Origin of the sequence: Luteimonas sp. 9C (assembly GCF_902506295.1) — a bacterium.
Lineage (GTDB): Bacteria > Pseudomonadota > Gammaproteobacteria > Xanthomonadales > Xanthomonadaceae > Luteimonas.
Genome location: NZ_LR733313.1, coordinates 163,390 through 183,215 on the forward strand (window position 1 = coordinate 163,390; position 19,826 = coordinate 183,215).

The window sequence follows — 19,826 nt, forward strand, 5'->3', positions numbered from 1 at the left end:
CGCACGCGATGCGCGCGCCAGGGCGCGCACGCAGACGTCAGCGCGACGTCTGGTAGGCGGCCAGCGCGGCCTCGCGGCCCGCTGCCAGATCGACGATCGGTGAGGACGGATATTCCGGTGCGACCGACTTCAGCCGGTCGGGGTCGGTCCATGGACTAAAGCGCAGCGGCACCGGCAGGCCGGCGAGTTCGGGCACCCAGCGTGCGATGTAACTGCCGTCGGGATCGAATTTCTGCGCCTGCGTGACCGGATTGAACACCCGGAAGTACGGCGATGCATCCGCGCCGGTGCCACCGATCCACTGCCAGCCCAGCGTGTTGTTGGCGAGGTCGGCATCGACCAGCGTGTCCCAGAACCAGGTCGCGCCTTCGCGCCAGTGGATGCGCATGTGCTTGCACAGCCAGCTGCCCACGATCATGCGCACCCGGTTGTGCATCCAGCCGACATGCCAGAGCTCGCGCAGACCGGCGTCCACGATCGGCACGCCGGTGCGTCCCCGGCGCCAGGCCTCGAGCGCAGCGGTCTGGACGCGCGCCCACGGAAACCGCTCGAAGCGCGGATTGAAGTTCTCGTCGGGCGTCTTCGGAAAATGATGCAGCAGATGATGGGCGAACTCGCGCCAGCCCAGTTCGCGGACGTAGGCATCGATGTCTGAGGCGTTCGCCGCGGTGCGCTCGGCCTCGAGCGCGGCGACCACGCGCCACGGCGAGATCTCGCCGAAATGCAGATGGGGTGACAGGCGCGACGTGCCGGCCTGGTCGGGACGATCGCGACCGGCGCGGTAGCCGCGCAGCGCGCCGTCGATGAAAACCTCCAGGGCCTCGTGGGCGCCGGCTTCACCGGGGACCCAGAATTTCCAGAAGCCGGCGTCCCAGTCCAGCGCGGGCGCCAGCTCCAACTCCTCGAGCGCCACACCCGAGGGACCGTCCTCGACCGCGGGCAGGCTGCGGGGCGCAGGCCAGGGGTCTGGCAGGTGCAGTTCGGTCAAGGCTTTGCGCCAAAACGGGGTGAACACCTTGTACGGACCGCCCTGCCCGGTCTGCAGCGACCACGGTTCCAGCATCAGCGCGCCATTGTGGCTTTCGGCACGCACGCCGGATTCGCGCAGATCGCGCTTGATGGCGGTGTCGCGTGCTTCGATCGCCGGATCGTAGCGCCGGTTCCAGAACACGGCTTCGGCGCTGCAGGTGTCGACTAGGGTCTCGAGCGTGGCCTGGCTGGGTCCGTGGAACAGGCGGAGTCGACTGCCACGCTTGCGCAGCGCAGCGTCCAGCGCGGCCAGCGAATGATGCCGCCACGCGTTCGATGCCGCGCCCGGCGCCCAGTCACCCTCTTCGTCCGGCGCATGGATGTAGACGCACACCGGCGCGAATCCCGCATCCAGCGCGGCGCGCAGCGCCGGATTGTCATCGAGTCGCAGATCGTTCCGGAACCAGACGATGGCAGTCGCCAAAGCGCTTCTCCCCGCGCGCCGAATAGAGCCGCGGACAGTCTCTGAATGCGCGTGAGGATCCTGAGAAAGCCGGGCGTCTCCCGTGTCTGCGCGCCGCGGCGCCGCGATCCACTGACGCCGGTCGGGACAGTGCGCCGGCGGGATCGGTCACAATATCGGCTGCGAACCTGTGTCCGCGCCCGAGAAGAGCCCAGCCCACGTGACCCCCACCCCGTTTCCCCTCGAATCCAGCCCCGCCGACGCCCAGCGCGCGATCGCCGAGGAATTCGCGTTCTTCGGCGACTGGTCCGAACGCTACCAGTACCTGATCGATCTGGGCCGCAAGCTGCCCGAGTTCCCCGATGCGCTGAAGACCGAGACGCACCGCCTGCACGGCTGCCAGTCGATGGTGTGGATCGTGGCCTCCGGCGACGCGGACCGTCTCGAGTTCGCCGCCGCCAGCGATTCGGCTATCGTGTCGGGCCTGATCTATCTCGCCCTGCGCGTCTACAGCGGCCGCAGTGCGCGCGAGATCGTCGAGACCGATGCCGACTACATCGGCGACATCGGACTGGCCAAGCACCTCTCCCCGACGCGCAACAACGGGCTGGCGGCCCTGATCGCCTTCATCCGCGACCGCGCGCAGCACGCGCTGGCGTGAGCGGCGCGCCAGCGTCGGAGTCCGACCCAGCGACCGTCGCTGAGGGCAGTCGCGCCGCGCCGCTGCGCAACCGCAACTTCCGCGCCCTGCTGGGCTACCGCATCTTCACGATCCTGTCGTACCAGATCGTCGCGGTCACGGCCGGCTGGCACATCTATGCCGAGACCGGCGACCCCTGGATGCTGGGGCTGATCGGCCTGGCGGAAGTGCTGCCCTATTTCTGCGTCGCGCCGTTCGCGGGCTATCTGGTCGACCATCTCCCGCGGCGCAGGCTCGGCATGGCGGCCGCCGCCGGCCTGGCGATCACCCCGTTGCTGCTCGCACTGCTGACCTCGGGCCTGATCGCCGGAAGTGTCTGGCTGCTGTATCTGCCGATCATGCTGACCGGCATGGTCCGTGCGTTCCTCGGACCGGTGTACAACGCGCTGTTCGCGCGTGTGCTGCCGCGCGACCAGTTCGTGCGCGGCGCCAGCCTCGGCAGCATCGTGTTCCAGAGTGCGATGGTGCTGGGGCCGGCGATCGGCGGCCTGTTGATCAAGCCGCTCGGCATTCCGGGCGTGTTCCTGCTGGCGGCGATCCTCGCGCTGGTGGTGATCGTCTTTCTGGGACGCATGGAGGTGACCGAGCCGGCGCAGCTGCTGCAGCGCGAGCCGGTGTTCGCCAGCATCGCCGAGGGCGCGCGCTTCGTGTTCGGCCACCAGATCCTGCTCGCCGCGCTGGCGCTCGACATGTTCGCCGTGCTGTTCGGCGGCGCGATCTCGCTGGCGCCGGCCTTCATCCACGACATTCTCGACTACGGGCCGGAGGGCCTGGGCATCCTGCGCAGCGCGCCGGCGCTGGGCTCGGTGGCAATGGGCATCTGGCTGGCGCGCAATCCGGTCCAGCGCAACGCGGGCCGCTTCCTGCTGTGCGCGGTGGCGGGCTTCGGCCTGTGCATGATCGGTTTCGGCCTGTCGACGGCCTTCTGGCTGTCGGCGTTCTTCCTGCTGCTGTCGGGCATGTGCGACGGCGTGTCGGTGGTGATGCGCTCGACGATCATGCAGCTCTCGACACCGGACCACATGCGCGGTCGCGTGTCGTCCATCAACGGTCTGTTCGTCGGTTCGTCGAACGAGATCGGCGCGTTCTATATGGGGTCGATGGCGCGTCTGCTCGGTCTGGTGCCGGCGGTCGTGGTCGGTGGCTTCGTGACGATGGGCGTGGTCGCGACCACCGCATGGCGCGCGCCCCGCCTGCGCCGGCTGGATCTGCGCGATCTGCAGTAGGCGCCGCCGGCGATTGCGCACGGGCCGCCGGCAGAAGGAAGGCCGAACGCGCGATCCTCGCGGCGCCGCAGGCCTGCGCTGCGGCAGACCCCATGAAACATGAAAAAAGCCCGCTTGCGCGGGCTTTCTCTGCTCAAGACGCGGGGGCGATCAATCTCCCATCTGCTTCTGCAGATGCTCCCAGCGCTCCTGCTCGTCGATCGTACGCTCGGCGGTGAGACGCGCTTCGAGACGGTCGAGACCGATCTCCTCGCCCGAATCGACGCTGTAGCCGTACTCGCCCGAATCGACGCGCTTGAGGGTACTGTCGATCTTGCCGATCAGCTTGCGGTAGCGGTCACGCGTGCGCAGCTCGAGCGAGTTCTCGGTTTCGCGGGTGGCGCGTTCGGCTTCGTCGCCGACGTCACGCACTTCGTCCTTGAGATTCTCGATCGTCTGCTTGGATTCCTCGACCAGGTCCGCACGCCAGTTCAGCAGCCGCTGGCGGAAGTACTCGAGCTGCAACGCACTCATGTACTCCTCGTCGGCGCCGGGCTTGTAGCCCTGCGGAAGCATGGGACGACCTGTTTCTGCATCGGTCTTGTACTGCACGACCTTCACCTTTGTTCTTGGCGCCGGCTCTTGCTGGCGCGCAACGCCCGCGACGGCGACTTTTCCGACCGGACGTGGACGCTTCGTGGGAGTGGATGCCGGCACCGGCTTCGGCGCGGCGGCTTTCGCCGGAGCGGGGGCCTTCTTCGCGGCCTCCGTCTTCGGGGCGGCAGCGGACTTGTCGGCAATCGACTTGGCCGGTGCCGCCTTCTTCGCAACGGGCTTGCTCGCCGCTGCGGGAGCAGCGGCCTTGGGCTTCGTCGCAGGCTTGGTGGCCGCGGCTTTCACCGGGGCTGCCTTCGCCATTTTCTTCGAGGGCACGCTCTTCGCAGTCACGTGCTTCGCAGCCGCCTTCGCCGGCGCTGCCTTGGGCGCGGGCCTGGACGCAGCGGCCTTCTTCGCAGGTGCCTTGGCCGGCGCCTTCTTCGCTGCCGGCTTGGCGGACGCGGACTTGGCGACGGGCTTCTTGGCAGCGGCGGGCTTCTTCGCTGCCGGCTTGGTGGCGGTGGCAGCCTTCTTCCCGACGGCGGCCTTCGCGGCGGGCTTTGCGGCCTTCTTGACGGCCTTCTTTGCGGGTTTCTTGACTGCCACGTGCTGCGTTCCTTGTCATTCCCTTGGGCGGGGAAGCGGCGTGTTATACCCTGCATGCCCCTGCAGCGGCAACCGTCCCGACCACCGTGTTCATCGCCCCCGCCGACCTGCCGTGATCGCGCGCCTGCTCATCTTCCTGTTGCGCGGCTACAAGCGCTTCCTCAGCCCCCTGCTCGGCCAGCGCTGCCGCTTCCATCCCAGCTGCTCGTCGTACGCGATGGTCGCCATCGCCCGCTTCGGCGTGCTGCGTGGTGGCTGGCTCGCGCTGCGCCGCCTGTCGCGCTGCCATCCCCTGCATCCGGGCGGACACGACCCCGTCCCGATGCCGAACCTGGACCCCAAGCCATGACCTCGACCCTGATCCGCAACGCCCGCCTCGTCAACGAAGGCCGCATCTTCGACGGTGACCTGCGCATCGCCGATGGCCGCATCGCCGCGATCGGCGGTGACCTGTCCGCCCGCGACGGCGACACGATCGTCGATGCCGCCGGCCGCTGGTTGCTGCCCGGCATGATCGACGACCAGGTGCACTTCCGCGAGCCGGGCATGGAGCACAAGGCCGACATGGCGACCGAATCGGCCGCCGCCGTCGCCGGCGGGCTGACCAGTTTCATGGACATGCCCAACACCAGCCCACCGACGCTCAGCGCCGACGTGCTGCAGGACAAGTACGACCGGGCCGCCGGCCGGGCCCGCGCGAACTACGGCTTCTACATGGGGGCGAGCAACGACAACCTCGACCATGTGCGCCGGATCGACCCGCTGACCACGCCGGGCGTGAAGGTATTCATGGGCGCCTCCACCGGCAACATGCTCGTCGATAACCCCGAAACGCTCGACGGCATCTTCCGCGAGACCCCGGTGCCGATCATCACGCACTGCGAGGACACGCCGACGATCGACGCGATCCAGCGCGAATACGAGGCCAAGTACGGCGACGACATTCCGGCGCAATGCCACCCGGACATCCGCTCGCGCGAGGCCTGCATGAAGTCGACGCAGCTGGCCCTGTCGCTGGCACGCAAGCACGACACGCGCCTGCACGTGCTGCACATCTCGACCGCCGACGAGCTGGCCCTGTTCGAACGCGGCCCACTGGTCGATGCCGCCGGCAAGCTGCGCAAGCGCATCACCGCCGAGACCTGCATCCACTTCCTGCGCTTCGACCGCGCCGACTACGCGCGCCTGGGCCACAAGATCAAGTGCAACCCGGCGATCAAGGATGCGTCCGACCGCGAAGCGCTGCTGCGCGCGCTGGCCGACGACGTCATCGACGTGCTGGCCACCGACCACGCGCCGCATCTGCTGAGCGAAAAGGAAAATCCGTACACGCGCGCGCCGAGCGGCCTGCCGCTGGTGCAGTTCGCGCTCAACGCCGCGCTCGAATGCGTGCACGAAGGGCATTTCGACATCGCTCGCGTCGTGCAGAAATTTGCGCACGCGCCGGCCCAGCTGTTCGACGTCGCCGAGCGCGGCTTCCTGCGCGAAGGGTATTTCGCCGACCTGGTGATGGTGGAGGACACGCCGTTCACCGTGACGCGCGAGCAGGTGCTGTCGAAATGCGGCTGGTCGCCGTTCGAAGGCACGACGTTCCGCTCGCGGATCGCGTCGACCTGGGTCAACGGTCGTCTGGCGTGGGACGGCACACAGCTGGTTGGCGACGCGGCCGGCCAGCGACTCGCGTTCTCGCGCTGAGGCCCCGGCGGAACAGCCTCTTCATCGCCGGGTGCGTAGCGTGCCCGGCGCCTTCCCTTCCTGCCCGGACCACCGCATGTCCCTGCTCCGCCGCCTGCCCCTCCTGTGTTGCCTGATCCTCTACTCGCTGGTGTCCGCAGCGCCATTGGAGGCGCAGGACGCGGGCGATGTGCGGTTTCCGGCGCAGGTGCAACAGGGCAGCCTCGTCATCGGCAAGGTGCCGGCCGGCAGCCAGGTGCAGTATCGCGACCGCGCGCTGCGCGTCAGCGGTTACGGCACGGTGGTGCTCGGCGTGGGCCGCGACGAGGCGGGCCCCGTGCAGCTCGAGATCACCCGCGCGGACGGCAGCCGGCAGTCGTCAACGATCGCGATCACGCCCCGCGACTGGCCGGTGGAGCGCGTCAACGGCGTGCCGCCGGCCACGGTGAATCCGCCGGCGGCGATCGCCGAACGCATTCGCCGCGAACAGGCACAGGTCACCGAAGCGCGCGTGCGCGACGATGACCGCGTGGATTTCGGCAACGGTTTCATCCGACCGGTCGAAGGCCGTATCAGCGGCCGCTTCGGTCGCGCGCGCGCGTACAACGGCCAGCCGGGCGCACCGCATTCGGGCATGGACATCGCCGCCCCCACCGGCACGCCGGTCAAGGCGCCGGCTGCCGGCATCGTCACCTTCGCCGGTCCCAATCTTTATCTGACCGGCGGCACGCTGCTGCTCGATCACGGGCACGGCGTGAGTTCGAACTTCCTGCACCTGTCGCGCATCGACGCGAAAGTGGGCGATCGCGTCGAACAGGGCCAGGTGATCGGCGCCGTCGGCGCGACCGGGCGTGCGACCGGGCCGCATCTGCACTGGGGCATGAACTGGCTGGACGTGCGGGTGGATCCGCAGCTGGTGCTGGAGCGCTGAGTCGACGGCGCCCGCGAGCGCCGTCGTCGCACAGTCCCGGTTCGATCACTGCCGGCATAACACTGCCGGCATAAAAAAGGAGCGTTCCGACCGCTCCGTGTTTCGATCGCGCCGCCGCGGGGAGCCGGCAGGCGTCCGGATGCGCGCGCTCAGCCGCGCACGCGCGCCACCGCGTCGTGGGCGTGCAGGCTTTCGAAGTGCGACACCTTGGCCTCGAAACGCGCCACGCGCGGATCGGCCGACAGCGCCGCGGCGACGCGGCGGGCGGCGTCTTCGCAGAACATCAGGTTCTCGGCATTGAGGCTGGCGAAGGCCTGTTCGTCCTCGCGCTTGACCGCGGTCTGCACCGGCGTGCCGAGCGCGTGTTCCAGCGCATCGACGATCGCGAGGATCGGAAACGTGTCGACGTCCGCACCCAGGGTCAGACGCACGTCGGCGCGGCTGCGCTGGGCATGCGGCGTCGCGGCCAGTCCGCGCGGGGATGCCAGCCAGTCGCGTACGGCGTCGTAACCGCTGGTCTCGGGCGTGAAATCCCCGGCGAAGCGCGCGGCATTGAGCTGGCGCGACAGCGCGGCCGACGCCGGACAGGTGCTGGAATACTCGACCGACAGCGACAGCGTCAGCGCCAGACCATCCGGGCCGAGCACGGCGTCGATCTCGACCGGATAGGTTTTCCAGCCGCTGTGCGCACTGGCGAGCGCGGGGCGACGCAGCAGCTGGCCGTAGCACAGGGTGAGCTGCACGCGATCGGCGAGGCCGCGTTGCGAATCGATGCAGTCGCGCAGCACGCCCGCGATGGTTCCGCGATCCAGCACCTGGCGCGACAGCGCATCCTGCAGATGCAGGTACAGGCGCGACATATGGATGCCGCGCGCGTCGGGATCGACCAGGTTCACGCCGATGTCGGCGGATGCCGGCACCGTCACCGCGCCGCCATCGGCATCCTCGATGCGCAGCGGCAATGCGATGTTGCCCATGCCCACCCAGTCCAGCAGGCGCGCGGCCTGGGCCTGGTCGCCGGCGACATCGGGAAGGCGGTCGGTGGAAGATGCGGTGCTCAAGACGGAACTCGTGGCGTTGGGCGGGAATGACGCGACGGGCGCTGGTGTCCGGCGCCCGTCGAGGGTTCCAGTCTACCGGCTCGACCGCATCGATCCTCGCAACGCTGCGTTTCCGCGCCCGTCCCCGCAGGCGATGTTCAGCGCGGACGCGCGGCGCGCCAGCTCGACCACAGCACCCGCGGGCCCGGCACCGGACGGCTCACGCCCTCACGCGCGAGCACGCGCAGACGTGCGCCGAGGATCGCATTCGCAATCCGGCGCGGCCGCGTGCCCGCTGCGGATGCAGGCCAGTCGGCCAACAGCTGCGCGGCGAGCGGCTGGTCCGTGCGCACGAACGCCTGCATCGCCAGCAGCGGCGCGGCGTCGATCCGGCCATCGCCGCTGTCGCGGCTGCCGTCGCCGAACAGGCGCGACTCGCAGGCCGCGATCGCAAGTGCGAGATCCTGCAGCTGGGCGAGATTGCGCGCGGTATCGGCAGGATGTTCGCGGGTGGCGGGCAACAGACGCAGCGCCAGGGCGAGCGTTTGCCACGGCGCATCCACGCGCTGCAACTGCGCGCCGAGCGGATGCCGGCGTGCGCCCTTGGCCCAGCCCTGCAGCTCGTCCTGCCACCACGCGAGCTTGGCAAGACCCGGCGTGGCATCGGTGCCTGCCCAGGCGGCATCGCACAGTTCGTCGAGCAGCGAGAACCAGGGCGCTGCGCGCTCACGCTGCGCGGGTGCGACGAAGGCCATGCCGATGCGCCATTCCGGCCAGCGTGCCTGCCATTTGCCGACGAAATCCTCGTCGCACGACTGCATCTGCGTGCTCAAGGCTGCGGCCAGCCAGCCGGATCGGACAGCGCCTGGACTGCGTCATGCATCACGTCACCCTGCCAGGCGATCGGGTCGTCGTCATCGAGCCGGTACCCCCACAGGGCGACGATCGAGGGCATGCCCGCTGCACGCGCCGCGGCGATGTCGCGCGCGTCGTCACCGACGTAAACGCATGCCTCCGGCGCGATGCCGATCGCGTTGGCGGCGTGCAGCAACGGCATGGGATGCGGTTTGCGTTCGGCGAGCGTGTCGCCGCCGATCAGCACGGCGCAGCGCGTCTGCCAGCCGAGCTGCGGCAGGATCTGCACCGCCAGATATTCCGGTTTGTTCGTGACGATGCCCCAGGGCGTGCCCGCCGATTCCAGCGCGGCCAGCATCGGCTCGACGCCGTCGAACAGCACGCTGTGGCGGCCGAGTTCCTCGTCGTAGACGGCGAGAAACTCCGGCACCAGCGCCGCCACGCCGTCGGCATCAAGCTCGGGGAACGCGACCGAGGCCATGGCGCGTGCACCGCGCGAGACCACGGGACGGATGTCGGCCAGCGCCAGCGGCGGACGATCGCGGCTGGCGAGCATCCGGTTGACGGTCGCGAGCATGTCGGGCGCGCTGTCGAGCAGCGTGCCGTCGAGATCGAACAGGGCGCCGGCAGGAAAGCGGGCTGCGGACGTCGAATCGCTCACTGCGGCTTCCGCGCCCAGGCCAAATAGTTCACGTCGGTGCGCGGGATCAGCCGCGCGCCGTTGCGCCACGGCTCGTACATCAGACCGGTGACGTCCTGCAGCTCCAGACCGGCCTCGCGCAGCCAGCCACCGAGTTCGGAGGGCTTGATGAAAGCCGCGTACTGGTGCGTGCCGCGCGGCAGCAGGCGCGCCACGTATTCCGCGCCGACGATGGCCAGCGCGAATGCGGCCGGCGTGCGGTTGAGCGTGGACACGAACAGCGAGCCGCCCGGCTTGAGCAGCGTGGCGCAGGCTTGCAGGATCGCGCCCGGGTCCGGCACGTGCTCGAGCATTTCCATGCAGGTCACCGCATCGAAACTGCCCGGCTGCTCGGCGGCCAGCGCTTCGACCGACTGCACGCGGTAATCGACCTGTACGCCGCTCTCCAGCCCGTGCAGCTTCGCGACCTTGACCAGATCCTCGGCCAGATCGATCGCCGTGACGTGCGCATGGCGCTGCGCCAATGCCTCGCTGAGCAGGCCGCCGCCGCATCCGACATCGAGGACGCGTGCGCCGTCGAGGCGGGTGCGCTCGCGCACGTAGTCCAGACGCACCGGATTGAGCGCGTGCAGCGCCTTCTGCGGGCCGTCGGCATCCCACCAGCGGTTGGCGAGCGCGCCGAACTTGTCGAGTTCGGCCTGGTGGAAGTTGTCGCGTGCTGCCGTCATTGCGGGGTCCTCATGCGCCGTTGCGCAGGGTGGCGATGCGTTCGCGCCATTGACGCGCGTTCGCGGTGATGGCCTCGAGATCGAATCCGACCAGGGTGCGCGACTGCAGCTTGGGCTGCCCGGCGATCCAGACATCGCCCACCTGGTGGCGGCCGGTCGCGTACACCAGCTGGGAGACCACGTGGTGCAGCGGCTGGGTCTCGATCGGCGACAGATCGACGCAGATCAGGTCGGCCTGTTTGCCCGGCTCGATCGAACCGATGCGATCGCCGAAGCCGACCGCCTTCGCGCCCCCCAGCGTCGCCGCGCGAAGTGCGGTGAACGCATCGAAACCCGCGGCATCGTTGGCGACTGCCTTGGCCAGGATCGCCGCGGTGCGGGTCTCGCCGAACATGTCGAGATCGTTGTTGCTGGCCACGCCGTCGGTGCCGATCGCCAGGTTCACGCCGGCGCGTTCCAGGGCGCAGGCCGGGCAGAAACCCGAGGCCAGCTTGAGATTGGATTCGGGGCAGTGCACCACGCTGACGCCGCGTTCGGCGCACAGGTGGATCTCGGCCTCGGTCAACTGGGTCATGTGCACCGCGATCAGGCGGTCGTTGACCAGGCCCAGACGCTCCAGACGCGCGAGCGGGCGCTGGCCGTGTTCGTCGATCGACTGCTGCACTTCCTGCGCGGTCTCGTGCAGATGCAGGTGCACCGGCAGATCAAGCTGGTCGGCAAGCATGCGGATGCGCTCGAAGTTCGCATCGTTGACCGTATAGGGCGCATGCGGCGCGAACGCCATCGCGATCAGCGGATCGTCGCGCCACTGGTCGTGCACTTCGCCGGCCCGGTTGAAGTACTCGTCGTCGCTCTTCGCCCACGCGGTGGGGAAATCGATCACCGGCAGACCGACGCGCGCGCGGAACCCGTGACGCTTGTAGACCGCGGCCTGCACGTCGGGGAAGAAGTAGTTCTCGTTGACGCACGTGGTGCCGCCGCGAATCATCTCCGCCAGCGCCAGGGTGACGCCGTCGGCGACGAATTCCGGTCCGATCACCGCACCCTCGATCGGCCAGATGTGCTCCTGCAGCCAGACCTTGAGCGGCAGGTCGTCGGCGATGCCGCGCAGCAGCGTCATCGGGTTGTGGGTGTGCGCGTTGACCAGGCCGGGCAACAGCGCCGACTGCGGTCGCGAGACCGTCTCGGCCGGTGCGAACCGCTGCCGCGCCTCGGCGATGGGCAGCACCGCGACGATCTCGCCGCGATGCACCGCGACCGCGTGGTCGTCGAGCACCACCGCGTGCGGCTCCACCGGCACCACGTGCGCGGCTTCGATCAGCAGGTCGATGGCTTGCGGGGTCGCGTCATGCATGTTCAGTTCTCCTCGGGGGACAGGGTCCAGAAGAATCCGTTCTCCAGCGCGGCCACGTCGTATCGGGTGCCGTCGTAGCGCACGACCCGGCTGTCGCGGCGGCGCACGGTCTTCTCGTCTTCGCGGTCGGCGGCGCTTTCGGTCCGCGTCACGTTCGCGGTCACGCGCAGGTCGGCGAACCCGTGGTGCGTGCTCCGCTCCACGCCGATGGTGAACGCCGCTTCCTCGGTCACCAGACGCTGGTCACGCGCCCAGCTGCAGGGCTCGCCGAGCACCCGGGACCAGAAATCCATGTGCGATGCGAAGACCGGCCGGAGCACGCGACCTTCGCGCACGTACAGCGTGAGTGCGTCGTTGAATCGGCCGTCCGGGCAGCTGGGCCCCGGCGCCGAGCTGCGCAGCACGACGCCGAATGCACGGGTGCCTTCGGCCAGGTCGTAACGCGCGGTGTCGAGCAGCACGCCGCCGTCGAGCAGCGCGAACGCCGCGTCTTCGCCGATCTCGCGCTCGTGGATCGCCAGCACCTCGGACGATTGCGCGTCGAGTACCGCGACCACCAAGCGAAGGGCCCGCTCGCCGACCGGCGCCTGCCCGCTGGGCGCATACGCGACCGCAGCGAGCGCGAGCGCATCGTCGTAGGGCCATACCCGGCAGGCCTGTGCAACGATCGGCGCGTCGCCTCCGGCAGGCAGCAGGCCCGCCGTACTCAAGGCATAGATCGTCTGCAGCGGACAGGCATCGCGGGGCGCGCCCGTCTCCACCGCATGTGCGCCGGTCGCCACCGACAGCAGCGCAAGCGCACCCGCCCACAGCCGCAGGCGCACACACCGCATGCTCACTTCACCCGGCTGACGTACTCGCCCGAACGGGTGTCGACCTTGATCACTTCTTCCTGGCCGACGAACAGCGGCACGCGCACCACGGCGCCGGTTTCCAGCGTCGCCGGCTTGCCGCCACCACCCGAGGTGTCACCGCGCACGCCCGGATCGGTCTCGGTGATCTGCAGCTCGACGAAGTTCGGCGGCGTGACCTGGATCGGCGTGCCGTTCCACAGCGTCACCACGCACTGCTCCTCGCCCTTGAGCCACTTCTCCGCGCCGCCCATGCCGGCCTTGTCGGCCTGGACCTGCTCGAAGGACTCGGGATTCATGAAGTGCCAGTACTCGCCGTCGCTGTAGAGGTACTGCATGTCGGTGTCCATGACATCGGCCACTTCCACCGAGTCGGTCGCCTTCATCGTCAGTTCCACGACGCGGCCCGACTTGATGTTGCGGTACTTCATGCGCGTGAACGCCTGGCCCTTGCCCGGCTTCACGTACTCGGTGTCGATGATGACGCAAGGCTCGCCGTTGACCAGGATCTTCTGGCCGTTCTTGACGTCGTTCATGCCATAACTGGCCATCTTTCGCTCCTGCTGGGCCGGGCGCGCCGGCGGCTACAATGTGGGGTTCCCGGGCCGCGACACGCGCGGACGGCTCTACGGATTCAATCGCACATGATACCCGCTGCCCCCCTTCCGATGCAGCCGCGGCGCTGGCAGCAGGCCTGGCGCGAGGCCGTCCGGGATCCCCGAGAACTGCTGGCCCTGCTCGGACTGCAAGAGGCCGCGCTGGGCCTGTCCGACGCCGCGGCCGCCCAGTTCCCGCTGCGGGTGCCGCGCAGCTTCGTCGCGCGCATGCGCCACGGCGATCCGCACGACCCCCTGCTGCGCCAGGTGCTGCCGCTGGATGCGGAGATGCGCCCGGTGCCCGGCTTCGGTCTGGATGCGGTCGGCGATGGCGCTGCCAAGGCCGGTCACGGCGTGATCCATAAATATGAAGGCCGCGCCCTGCTCGTCACCACCGGCAGCTGCGCCGTGCACTGCCGCTATTGTTTCCGCCGGCATTTCCCCTACGCCGAGGAAACCGCGGCCGCGAACGGCTGGCGCGAGGCGACGGCCGCGATCGCGGCCGATCCGAGCATCGAGGAAGTGCTGCTGTCGGGGGGCGATCCACTGTCGCTCGCGACGGCCAAACTCGTCGAACTCACCGAGACCCTGCGCGCCATTCCCCACGTGCGCCGCCTGCGCATCCACACCCGCCTGCCGATCGTCCTGCCCGAACGGGTGGATGCCGAACTGTGCGACTGGCTGGCGTCGTTGCCGTGGCCGGTCGCGATCGTGGTCCACGCCAACCACGCCCACGAGTTCGACGCCGACGTCGACCGTGCGATGCGCGCCCTGCGCGACACCGGTGCGGTGCTGCTGAACCAGGCCGTCCTGCTGCGCGGTGTCAACGACGATGTCGACCGGCTGGCCGCGCTGGCCGAACGGGGATTCGCCGCCGGCGTGCTGCCCTACTACCTGCACCAGCTCGACCGGGTGTCGGGCACGGCACACTTCGAGGTCGACGACGCGACCGCACTCGATCTGCACGCCGCCCTCGTCGCTCGCCAGTCCGGCTATCTCGTCCCGCGTCTTGTGCGCGAGGTCGCAGGCGACGCATCCAAGCGCCCGATGACCGGCCGCAGCGATGGACGGATCAACCCCTCCATGGCATAACGCGGTCTGCCCTGGAGACCCGAATGTCGACACAAGCCGACACCGCCCTGCGCCTGCTGATCGTCGACGACCGCGTCGAGGATGCCGAGGCGCTTGCCAGCGGCTTGCGCAACGCCGGCATCGCCGTGCGCCCGCTGCGGCCCGAATCCGATGACGATCTGGGCCGCATGATCGGCAGCCAGTCGCCCGACGTGGTGATCGCGGCGCGCAGCGCGTCCACGCTGCCGTTCGCGCAGGTCATGCAGCGCGTCGCCGACAGCGGACGCGACCTGCCGGTCATCGCGCTGGTCGACACGCTGGTCGAAGCAGACTACATCGACGCCATCCAGTCCGGCGCCCGCGCCGTCGCCCTGCGCCACGCTTCGCAGCAGGTGCTGGCCTGCGTGCGCGAGGCCTGGGCCGATCGCGACGCGCGACGCGGCCTGCGCCGCCTGGAAGCGCGTGTGCGCGAGACCGAGCGCCGGTGCGACGCCCTGATCGATTCCTCGCGCGATCCGATCGCCTACATCCACGAAGGCATGCACATCCGCGCGAATGCGGCGTACCTGGAAATGTTCGGCTACGACAGCTTCGAGGACATCGAAGGCATCTCGCTGCTGGACATGGTCGCGCCGCAGCACGTGGAAGCCTTCAAGGCGCTGCTGAAGTCCATGAGCAAGGGCGAAGCACCGCCGCCGCGCCACGAGATCGAAGCGCGCGACATCGACGGCAACGCGTTCCCGGCCGCGATGGAGTTCACCACCGCGCAGTACGAGGGCGAGCCCTGCCTGCAGGTGGTGTTCCGCCGCCGCGAGGAACTGGACGCCGGTCTGGCGCTGGAACTCGAGGAACTGCGCCATCGCGACCAGGTCACCGGCCTGCTGAACCGGCCGACGTTCCTGCGCGCGATCGAAGACGCCGTCGACGACACCGCGCAGTCCGACGGCCAGTACGGCTTCCTGATGCTCGAGCCCGATCATCACCAGCAGCTGTTGTCCGATATCGGCCTCGATCACGCCGACGACCTGCTCGCTGCCGTCGCCGGACGTCTGCAGACGCTCGTCGACGACACTGCCACCGTGGCCCGGTATGCCGGCCACACGCTCGCGATCCTGTTGCGCGGTCACGACTATCACGCCACGGCGGCGACGGCCGAACGCATCCGGGCCGGGTTCGCCGATCACGTCTTCGACGTCGGCGAACGCTCGAGCGTCATCACCGTCAGCATCGGGGGCGTCCAGGTCGGCGAGAAGATCGCCAATGTCGCCCAGGTGCTGGCCCGCGCGACGGCGGCGCTGGAATCGGCGTCGGGCACCGGTGGCAACCGTTGCGAGGTGTTCGATCCGAGCGCGGTCGATCGCGTCGAGGAAGAGCGCATCCAGGCCTGGGTGACACGTCTGCGCGGCGCGCTCGACAGCGACGGCTTCGTGCTGCACTACCAGCCGGTCATCAATCTGCAGGGCGACAACGCGGCCGTCTACGACGTGCTGCTGCGGCTCGACGGCGGCGATGGCGAACTGATCGCGCCGGGCACCTTCCTGCAGATCGCCGAAGACAACGGCATGCTCGGCGAGATCGATCGCCACGTCGCGGCCCGCGCCATCGCGGCGATCGGCGAGCGGCTGCGCGCCGGACATCCGACGACGTTGCTGGTCAAGGTCAGCCAGGCCTCGCTCGATGGTGACGCATTCGCGGATTTCGTCGGCGAACAGCTCGCGCAGCACCAGGTGCCCGGCGAGTACCTGGTCCTGCAGCTGCCCGAGGCCAAGGTGTTCACCCACCTCAAGGCGACGCAGGCGTTCGCCGCACGCATCGCCCGCTTCGACGGACGTTTCGCGCTCGAACAGTTCGGTGTCGGACTGGACTCGTTCCAGTTGCTCAGTCATCTGCAGCCGCACCTGCTCAAGCTCGACCGCAGCTTCACCGACGATCTGCCGGGCAACGGCGAGAACCAGGCGCGGATCGGCGAGATCGCACGGCGGGCGCGCCAGGTCGGGATCCGCACGATCGCGGAATTCGTGCAGGACGCGGCCAGTATGTCGATCCTGTTCGGCGCCGACATCGATTACGTGCAGGGCAACTTTCTCGCAGCCGCCAGCCCCGGCATGCACTACGACTTCGAATGAAGCGTGCGTGGCGCCGCCTGGCGCCGCGCCTCACTCGAGGACCGGCGTCCAGTCGAGGCGGTTGATCCGCCAGACCCCGTCGCGCAGACGCCAGCCGCTTTCCACGCGCCACGCCTGCGCGCTGTCGGGCAGCCGGGCGCTGCCGTCGGCCCCGCTCACCGCGGCGCGCGTGCGCACCATCGCGCGGTCCTCGCCCTGCAGCGTGATGTCGAGCGGGCCGGTGAGCACGCCGATGCGCTGGTGCCGGAGCATCATCACGGCCGCCAGCTGCCGCGCGGCGCGGCGGTCCATGTTCTGCGGCCCGATGAAATCGTCGTCGAGCACCGCCGCGACATCCGACGCGCTGCGCGCCTCGATCGCCGATTGCAGCGCCGCGACCTGCTCGCGGATCGCCTCTTCGGGCGCCGCCCGCTTGCAGCCTGTCATCGCCAGCACGCACGCGAGCAGCAGCCCGATCATGCCCCGTATCCGACGCGCGTCGCCGTGCGTTCGCCGCATGTCTCCACTCCCCGTGACTGGCCCGAAGCACGGGCGCGCAAGCGGCGTGGACTCCGCCGCATCGCGCCTTGCCTCCCCCTAGAGCCTATGCTCCAATCGAGCGAATTGCACAGGTACGGTCACCAGTTCGAGTGACGGCCTTCAATCAGGGAGAGGATTGCATGACCGATCAACGTCCGTGGCTGGCGAACTACCCTGCAGGCGTGCCTGCGGAAATCGATCCCGGGCAGTACAGCTCGGTGCCGGCGGTTCTGGACGAAGCCATCGCGAAATTCCGCGACCGGCCCGCGTTCTCGAACATGGGACAGACGATCACCTATGGCGAACTGGACGCGCGCAGCCGTGATTTCGCTGCCTACCTGCTCGGCGAACTGAAACTCAAGAAAGGCGATCGCGTCGCGATCATGATGCCCAACTGCCTGCAGTACCCGATCGCGACGTTCGGCATCCTGCGCGCGGGCCTGACGGTGGTGAACACCAACCCGATGTACACGCCGCGCGAGCTGCGTCATCAACTGGTCGATTCCGGCGCCGCCGCGGTGCTGGTGATGGACAACTTCGGCAGGACCGTGCAGGACGTGCTGGCCGATACCCAGGTCAAGCAGGTCATCACGACGGGCCTGGGCGACCTGCTCGGTTTCCCGAAGGGCGCGATCGTCAATTTCGTGCTCAAGCACGTCAAGAAGATGGTGCCGGACTATGCGATCCGCGGCGCCGTCCGCTTCCGCGAGGCGATTGCCGCGGGCGCGAAGCACGAGCTGCCGAAGGTCTCGATCACGCACGACGACATCGCGTTCCTGCAGTACACCGGCGGCACCACTGGCGTAGCCAAGGGCGCGATGCTCACCCACCGCAACCTGGTGGCGAACATGCAGCAGGCCTCGGCCTGGATCGGGCCACTGGCGCGCGAAGGCCAGGAGACGATCATCACGGCGCTGCCGCTGTACCACATCTTCGCGTTGACGGCGAACGGCCTGGTCTTCATGCGCTTGGGCGCGAAGAACATCCTGATCACCAATCCGCGCGACATGCCCGGTTTCGTCAAGGAGCTCAAGCGCGAACCGTTCACCGCGATCACCGGCGTCAACACGCTGTTCAACGGCCTGCTCAACACGCCGGGGTTTTCCGACATCGACTTCAGTCCGCTGCGGCTGACCCTCGGTGGCGGCATGGCAGTGCAGCGTTCGGTCGCCGAGCGCTGGAAGCAGACCACCGGCGTCACGCTCGTCGAAGCCTATGGCCTGACCGAGACCTCGCCCGCCGCCTGCATCAATCCGATGGACCTGGCCGAGTACAACGGCGCGATCGGCCTGCCCGTTCCGTCGACCGAAGCCTGCGTCAAGGGTGAGGACGGCGCGCAGTTGCCGGTCGGCGAGGTCGGCGAGCTGTGCATCCGCGGGCCGCAGGTCATGAAGGGGTACTGGCAGCGGGCCGAAGACACCGCGGAAGCGATCGATGCCGACGGCTGGCTGCACACCGGCGACATGGCGAAGATGGACGAGAAGGGCTTCTTCTACATCGTCGACCGCAAGAAGGACATGATTCTGGTGTCCGGATTCAACGTCTATCCGAATGAAGTCGAGGACGTCATCGCCATGATGCCGGGCGTGCTCGAAGTCGCCGCGATCGGCGTGCCCGACGACAAGTCCGGCGAGGCGGTCAAGGTCGTCATCGTGCGCAAGGATCCCGCGCTGACCGCGGACCAGGTCAAGGCGCATGCGCGCGAGCATCTGACCGGTTACAAGCACCCGCGGATCGTCGAGTTCCGGACCGAACTGCCCAAGACGAACGTCGGCAAGATCCTGCGCCGCGAACTGCGAGACAAAGCGCCACAAGTGTGACGCAGTTCCCAATTCCGGGTGACGGAATTGGCATTCAGCTTTTAGACCATTGAAATTCTTGCCCTTTTCGCCCGATGCGCGCATAGAGCCCGCATCGGGCGAATATTTTCTACGGGACGCCTGCCGGCGCCCGACCGGCGGGAAGTCCGCTTCAGGGGATTTCAATGCACAACGTCGAGCTGCTGCACGGTGACGCAACCGCCGCACTGTCCACCATCCGTATCGAACATGACACCTCCAATGACTCGCATTGGTGCTTCATGCATGCGCAGCAGGCGTTCTCCGATCCCACCTATCGGGCCTGCTTCTCCCCCGCCCTGCTGCGCGAGTTGCGCCTGTTCGCCCAGCAGACGATCGACCGCATCGCCAGCCGCGCGGAAGCCGAACCGGCCCATGTCTCGCATATCGTCCTCGGCGCCGACAGCCATGTCTTCAACCTCGGCGGCGATCTCAAGCTCTTCGCATCGCTGATCCGCGACCGCAACCGTGACGGGCTGCTGCGCTATGCGACCGAGTGCGTCGACAACATCCATCTGCTGCACACGCGCCTGCATCGCAACGCGCACACGGTCGCGCTGGTCGAAGGGGATGCCCTCGGCGGCGGCTTCGAGCTGGCGCTGGCCTGCCAGACGATCGTCGCCGAGAGCGGCGTGCAGATGGGATTCCCGGAAGTGCTGTTCGGTCTGTTCCCGGGCATGGGCGCCTATTCGCTGCTCGCGCAGAAGGTCAGCCCGAAGGTCGCCGAGCAGATGATGCTCAACGGCGTGATGTACAACAGCGACGAGCTCTACAGGATGGGCATCGTCGATGTGCTGGTACCGAAGGGCGAAGGCACGCGCGCGGTGCATGAGGTCATCCGCCAGAACCGTCGCATCGCCGCCGCGCGTCTGGCCCTGCACGACGTACGCGAGGGCGCGCACCCCGTCACGCACGAGGAACTGATGCGCATCACCCGCATCTGGGTCGATACCGCGCTGCAGCTGGGCGAGCGCCAGTTGCGCACGATGGAGCGCCTGGTGCGCGCGCAGCTGCGCCGGCCGGATGCGGTGGACGACGACAAGGCGGCCGACGTCGGCTGACG

19 protein-coding genes are annotated in these 19,826 nt (G+C 68.6%); 9 read left to right on the forward strand and 10 right to left on the reverse strand.

The features are described from left to right. Nucleotides 1-37 precede the first annotated feature (37 nt). Entirely contained in the window at nt 38-1,453 is a 1,416-nt protein-coding gene (locus tag CURTO8I2_RS13760) for a deoxyribodipyrimidine photo-lyase (RefSeq protein ID WP_159681824.1), read from the reverse strand. A gap of 199 nt (nt 1,454-1,652) precedes the next feature. Between CURTO8I2_RS13760 and CURTO8I2_RS13765 the strand changes: the two genes are divergently transcribed. Together CURTO8I2_RS13765 and CURTO8I2_RS13770 are read left to right on the forward strand one after the other, a co-directional pair. Further along, nucleotides 1,653-2,093, forward strand: coding sequence for a SufE family protein (locus tag CURTO8I2_RS13765; RefSeq protein WP_159681825.1), 441 nt, complete (start codon nt 1,653-1,655; stop codon nt 2,091-2,093). A gap of 62 nt (nt 2,094-2,155) precedes the next feature. Beyond that, nucleotides 2,156-3,358: an MFS transporter gene (locus CURTO8I2_RS13770; protein WP_159682127.1), complete on the forward strand. Its 1,203-nt coding sequence runs from the start codon at nt 2,156-2,158 to the stop codon at nt 3,356-3,358. A gap of 150 nt (nt 3,359-3,508) precedes the next feature. Here CURTO8I2_RS13770 and dksA read toward each other — a convergent pair whose 3' ends face one another. Next, on the reverse strand, nt 3,509-4,540 hold the full coding sequence (gene dksA / locus CURTO8I2_RS13775; RefSeq protein ID WP_159681826.1) for an RNA polymerase-binding protein DksA: 1,032 nt from the start codon (nt 4,538-4,540) through the stop codon (nt 3,509-3,511). Between the two features lie 112 nt (nt 4,541-4,652). Here dksA and yidD point away from each other — a divergent pair, with 112 nt between their 5' ends. From yidD to CURTO8I2_RS13790, 3 genes are all read left to right on the forward strand, one after another. Continuing rightward, nucleotides 4,653-4,889 (forward strand): membrane protein insertion efficiency factor YidD, encoded by a 237-nt coding sequence (gene yidD, locus CURTO8I2_RS13780; RefSeq protein ID WP_159681827.1) that lies wholly within the window; start codon nt 4,653-4,655, stop codon nt 4,887-4,889. Then, entirely contained in the window at nt 4,886-6,235 is a 1,350-nt protein-coding gene (locus CURTO8I2_RS13785; RefSeq protein WP_159681828.1) for a dihydroorotase, read from the forward strand. The genes yidD and CURTO8I2_RS13785 overlap by 4 nt, the downstream gene beginning before the upstream one ends. 76 nt (nt 6,236-6,311) lie before the next feature. Next, the gene (locus CURTO8I2_RS13790) at nt 6,312-7,145 is read left to right on the forward strand and encodes a M23 family metallopeptidase (RefSeq protein ID WP_159681829.1); all 834 of its coding nucleotides are present in this window, start codon (nt 6,312-6,314) and stop codon (nt 7,143-7,145) included. Nucleotides 7,146-7,294: 149 nt separating this feature from the next. Here CURTO8I2_RS13790 and folE2 read toward each other — a convergent pair whose 3' ends face one another. The 7 genes from folE2 to efp all read right to left on the reverse strand — a co-directional run bounded on the left by folE2 (nt 7,295) and on the right by efp (nt 13,164). Beyond that, nucleotides 7,295-8,206 (reverse strand): GTP cyclohydrolase FolE2, encoded by a 912-nt coding sequence (gene folE2 / locus CURTO8I2_RS13795; RefSeq protein ID WP_159681830.1) that lies wholly within the window; start codon nt 8,204-8,206, stop codon nt 7,295-7,297. Between the two features lie 137 nt (nt 8,207-8,343). After that, nucleotides 8,344-9,018 (reverse strand): phytoene/squalene synthase family protein, encoded by a 675-nt coding sequence (locus CURTO8I2_RS13800; protein WP_159681831.1) that lies wholly within the window; start codon nt 9,016-9,018, stop codon nt 8,344-8,346. Continuing rightward, nucleotides 9,015-9,701, reverse strand: coding sequence for a phosphoglycolate phosphatase (locus tag CURTO8I2_RS13805; protein WP_159681832.1), 687 nt, complete (start codon nt 9,699-9,701; stop codon nt 9,015-9,017). The genes CURTO8I2_RS13800 and CURTO8I2_RS13805 overlap by 4 nt, the downstream gene beginning before the upstream one ends. Next, nucleotides 9,698-10,408, reverse strand: a complete 711-nt coding sequence (gene ubiG / locus CURTO8I2_RS13810) for a bifunctional 2-polyprenyl-6-hydroxyphenol methylase/3-demethylubiquinol 3-O-methyltransferase UbiG (protein ID WP_159681833.1) — start codon at nt 10,406-10,408, stop codon at nt 9,698-9,700. Before ubiG ends, CURTO8I2_RS13805 begins: the two co-directional genes overlap by 4 nt. Before the next feature lie 10 nt (nt 10,409-10,418). After that, a complete protein-coding gene (locus CURTO8I2_RS13815; RefSeq protein ID WP_159681834.1) occupies nt 10,419-11,762 on the reverse strand; it encodes a TRZ/ATZ family hydrolase in 1,344 nt (447 codons plus the stop codon). Nucleotides 11,763-11,764: 2 nt separating this feature from the next. Next, on the reverse strand, nt 11,765-12,595 hold the full coding sequence (locus tag CURTO8I2_RS13820; protein WP_236551165.1) for a hypothetical protein: 831 nt from the start codon (nt 12,593-12,595) through the stop codon (nt 11,765-11,767). A gap of 2 nt (nt 12,596-12,597) precedes the next feature. Then, a complete protein-coding gene (gene efp / locus CURTO8I2_RS13825) occupies nt 12,598-13,164 on the reverse strand; it encodes an elongation factor P (protein ID WP_159681835.1) in 567 nt (188 codons plus the stop codon). 93 nt (nt 13,165-13,257) lie between these two features. On the opposite strand from efp, the gene epmB reads away from it, so the two are divergent. Both epmB and CURTO8I2_RS13835 read left to right on the forward strand, forming a co-directional pair. After that, entirely contained in the window at nt 13,258-14,301 is a 1,044-nt protein-coding gene (gene epmB / locus CURTO8I2_RS13830) for an EF-P beta-lysylation protein EpmB (RefSeq protein WP_159681836.1), read from the forward strand. A 23-nt stretch (nt 14,302-14,324) separates the two neighbouring features. Further along, entirely contained in the window at nt 14,325-16,406 is a 2,082-nt protein-coding gene (locus CURTO8I2_RS13835) for an EAL domain-containing protein (RefSeq protein ID WP_159681837.1), read from the forward strand. Between the two features lie 30 nt (nt 16,407-16,436). On the opposite strand, the gene CURTO8I2_RS13840 is transcribed toward CURTO8I2_RS13835, so the two are convergent. After that, the gene (locus CURTO8I2_RS13840) at nt 16,437-16,865 is read right to left on the reverse strand and encodes a nuclear transport factor 2 family protein (protein WP_159681838.1); all 429 of its coding nucleotides are present in this window, start codon (nt 16,863-16,865) and stop codon (nt 16,437-16,439) included. A gap of 200 nt (nt 16,866-17,065) precedes the next feature. Here CURTO8I2_RS13840 and CURTO8I2_RS13845 point away from each other — a divergent pair, with 200 nt between their 5' ends. After that, nucleotides 17,066-18,745, forward strand: a complete 1,680-nt coding sequence (locus CURTO8I2_RS13845) for a long-chain fatty acid--CoA ligase (RefSeq protein WP_159681839.1) — start codon at nt 17,066-17,068, stop codon at nt 18,743-18,745. A gap of 164 nt (nt 18,746-18,909) precedes the next feature. Further along, the gene (locus CURTO8I2_RS13850) at nt 18,910-19,824 is read left to right on the forward strand and encodes a crotonase/enoyl-CoA hydratase family protein (RefSeq protein ID WP_159681840.1); all 915 of its coding nucleotides are present in this window, start codon (nt 18,910-18,912) and stop codon (nt 19,822-19,824) included. The last annotated feature ends 2 nt before the right edge of the window (nt 19,825-19,826 follow it).

What these genes read in the sequence shown, in the direction of transcription:
- CURTO8I2_RS13790 (WP_159681829.1), top strand. Translation starts at nt 6,312, where the DNA reads ATGTCCCTGCTCCGCCGCCTGCCCCTCCTGTGTTGCCTGATCCTCTAC.
- CURTO8I2_RS13845 (WP_159681839.1), top strand. Translation starts at nt 17,066, where the DNA reads ATGACCGATCAACGTCCGTGGCTGGCGAACTACCCTGCAGGCGTGCCT.
- efp (WP_159681835.1), bottom strand. Translation starts at nt 13,164, where the DNA reads ATGGCCAGTTATGGCATGAACGACGTCAAGAACGGCCAGAAGATCCTG.
- CURTO8I2_RS13785 (WP_159681828.1), top strand. Translation starts at nt 4,886, where the DNA reads ATGACCTCGACCCTGATCCGCAACGCCCGCCTCGTCAACGAAGGCCGC.
- CURTO8I2_RS13840 (WP_159681838.1), bottom strand. Translation starts at nt 16,865, where the DNA reads ATGATCGGGCTGCTGCTCGCGTGCGTGCTGGCGATGACAGGCTGCAAG.
- epmB (WP_159681836.1), top strand. Translation starts at nt 13,258, where the DNA reads ATGATACCCGCTGCCCCCCTTCCGATGCAGCCGCGGCGCTGGCAGCAG.
- CURTO8I2_RS13835 (WP_159681837.1), top strand. Translation starts at nt 14,325, where the DNA reads ATGTCGACACAAGCCGACACCGCCCTGCGCCTGCTGATCGTCGACGAC.
- CURTO8I2_RS13815 (WP_159681834.1), bottom strand. Translation starts at nt 11,762, where the DNA reads ATGCATGACGCGACCCCGCAAGCCATCGACCTGCTGATCGAAGCCGCG.
- CURTO8I2_RS13850 (WP_159681840.1), top strand. Translation starts at nt 18,910, where the DNA reads ATGCACAACGTCGAGCTGCTGCACGGTGACGCAACCGCCGCACTGTCC.
- CURTO8I2_RS13820 (WP_236551165.1), bottom strand. Translation starts at nt 12,595, where the DNA reads ATGCGGTGTGTGCGCCTGCGGCTGTGGGCGGGTGCGCTTGCGCTGCTG.
- ubiG (WP_159681833.1), bottom strand. Translation starts at nt 10,408, where the DNA reads ATGACGGCAGCACGCGACAACTTCCACCAGGCCGAACTCGACAAGTTC.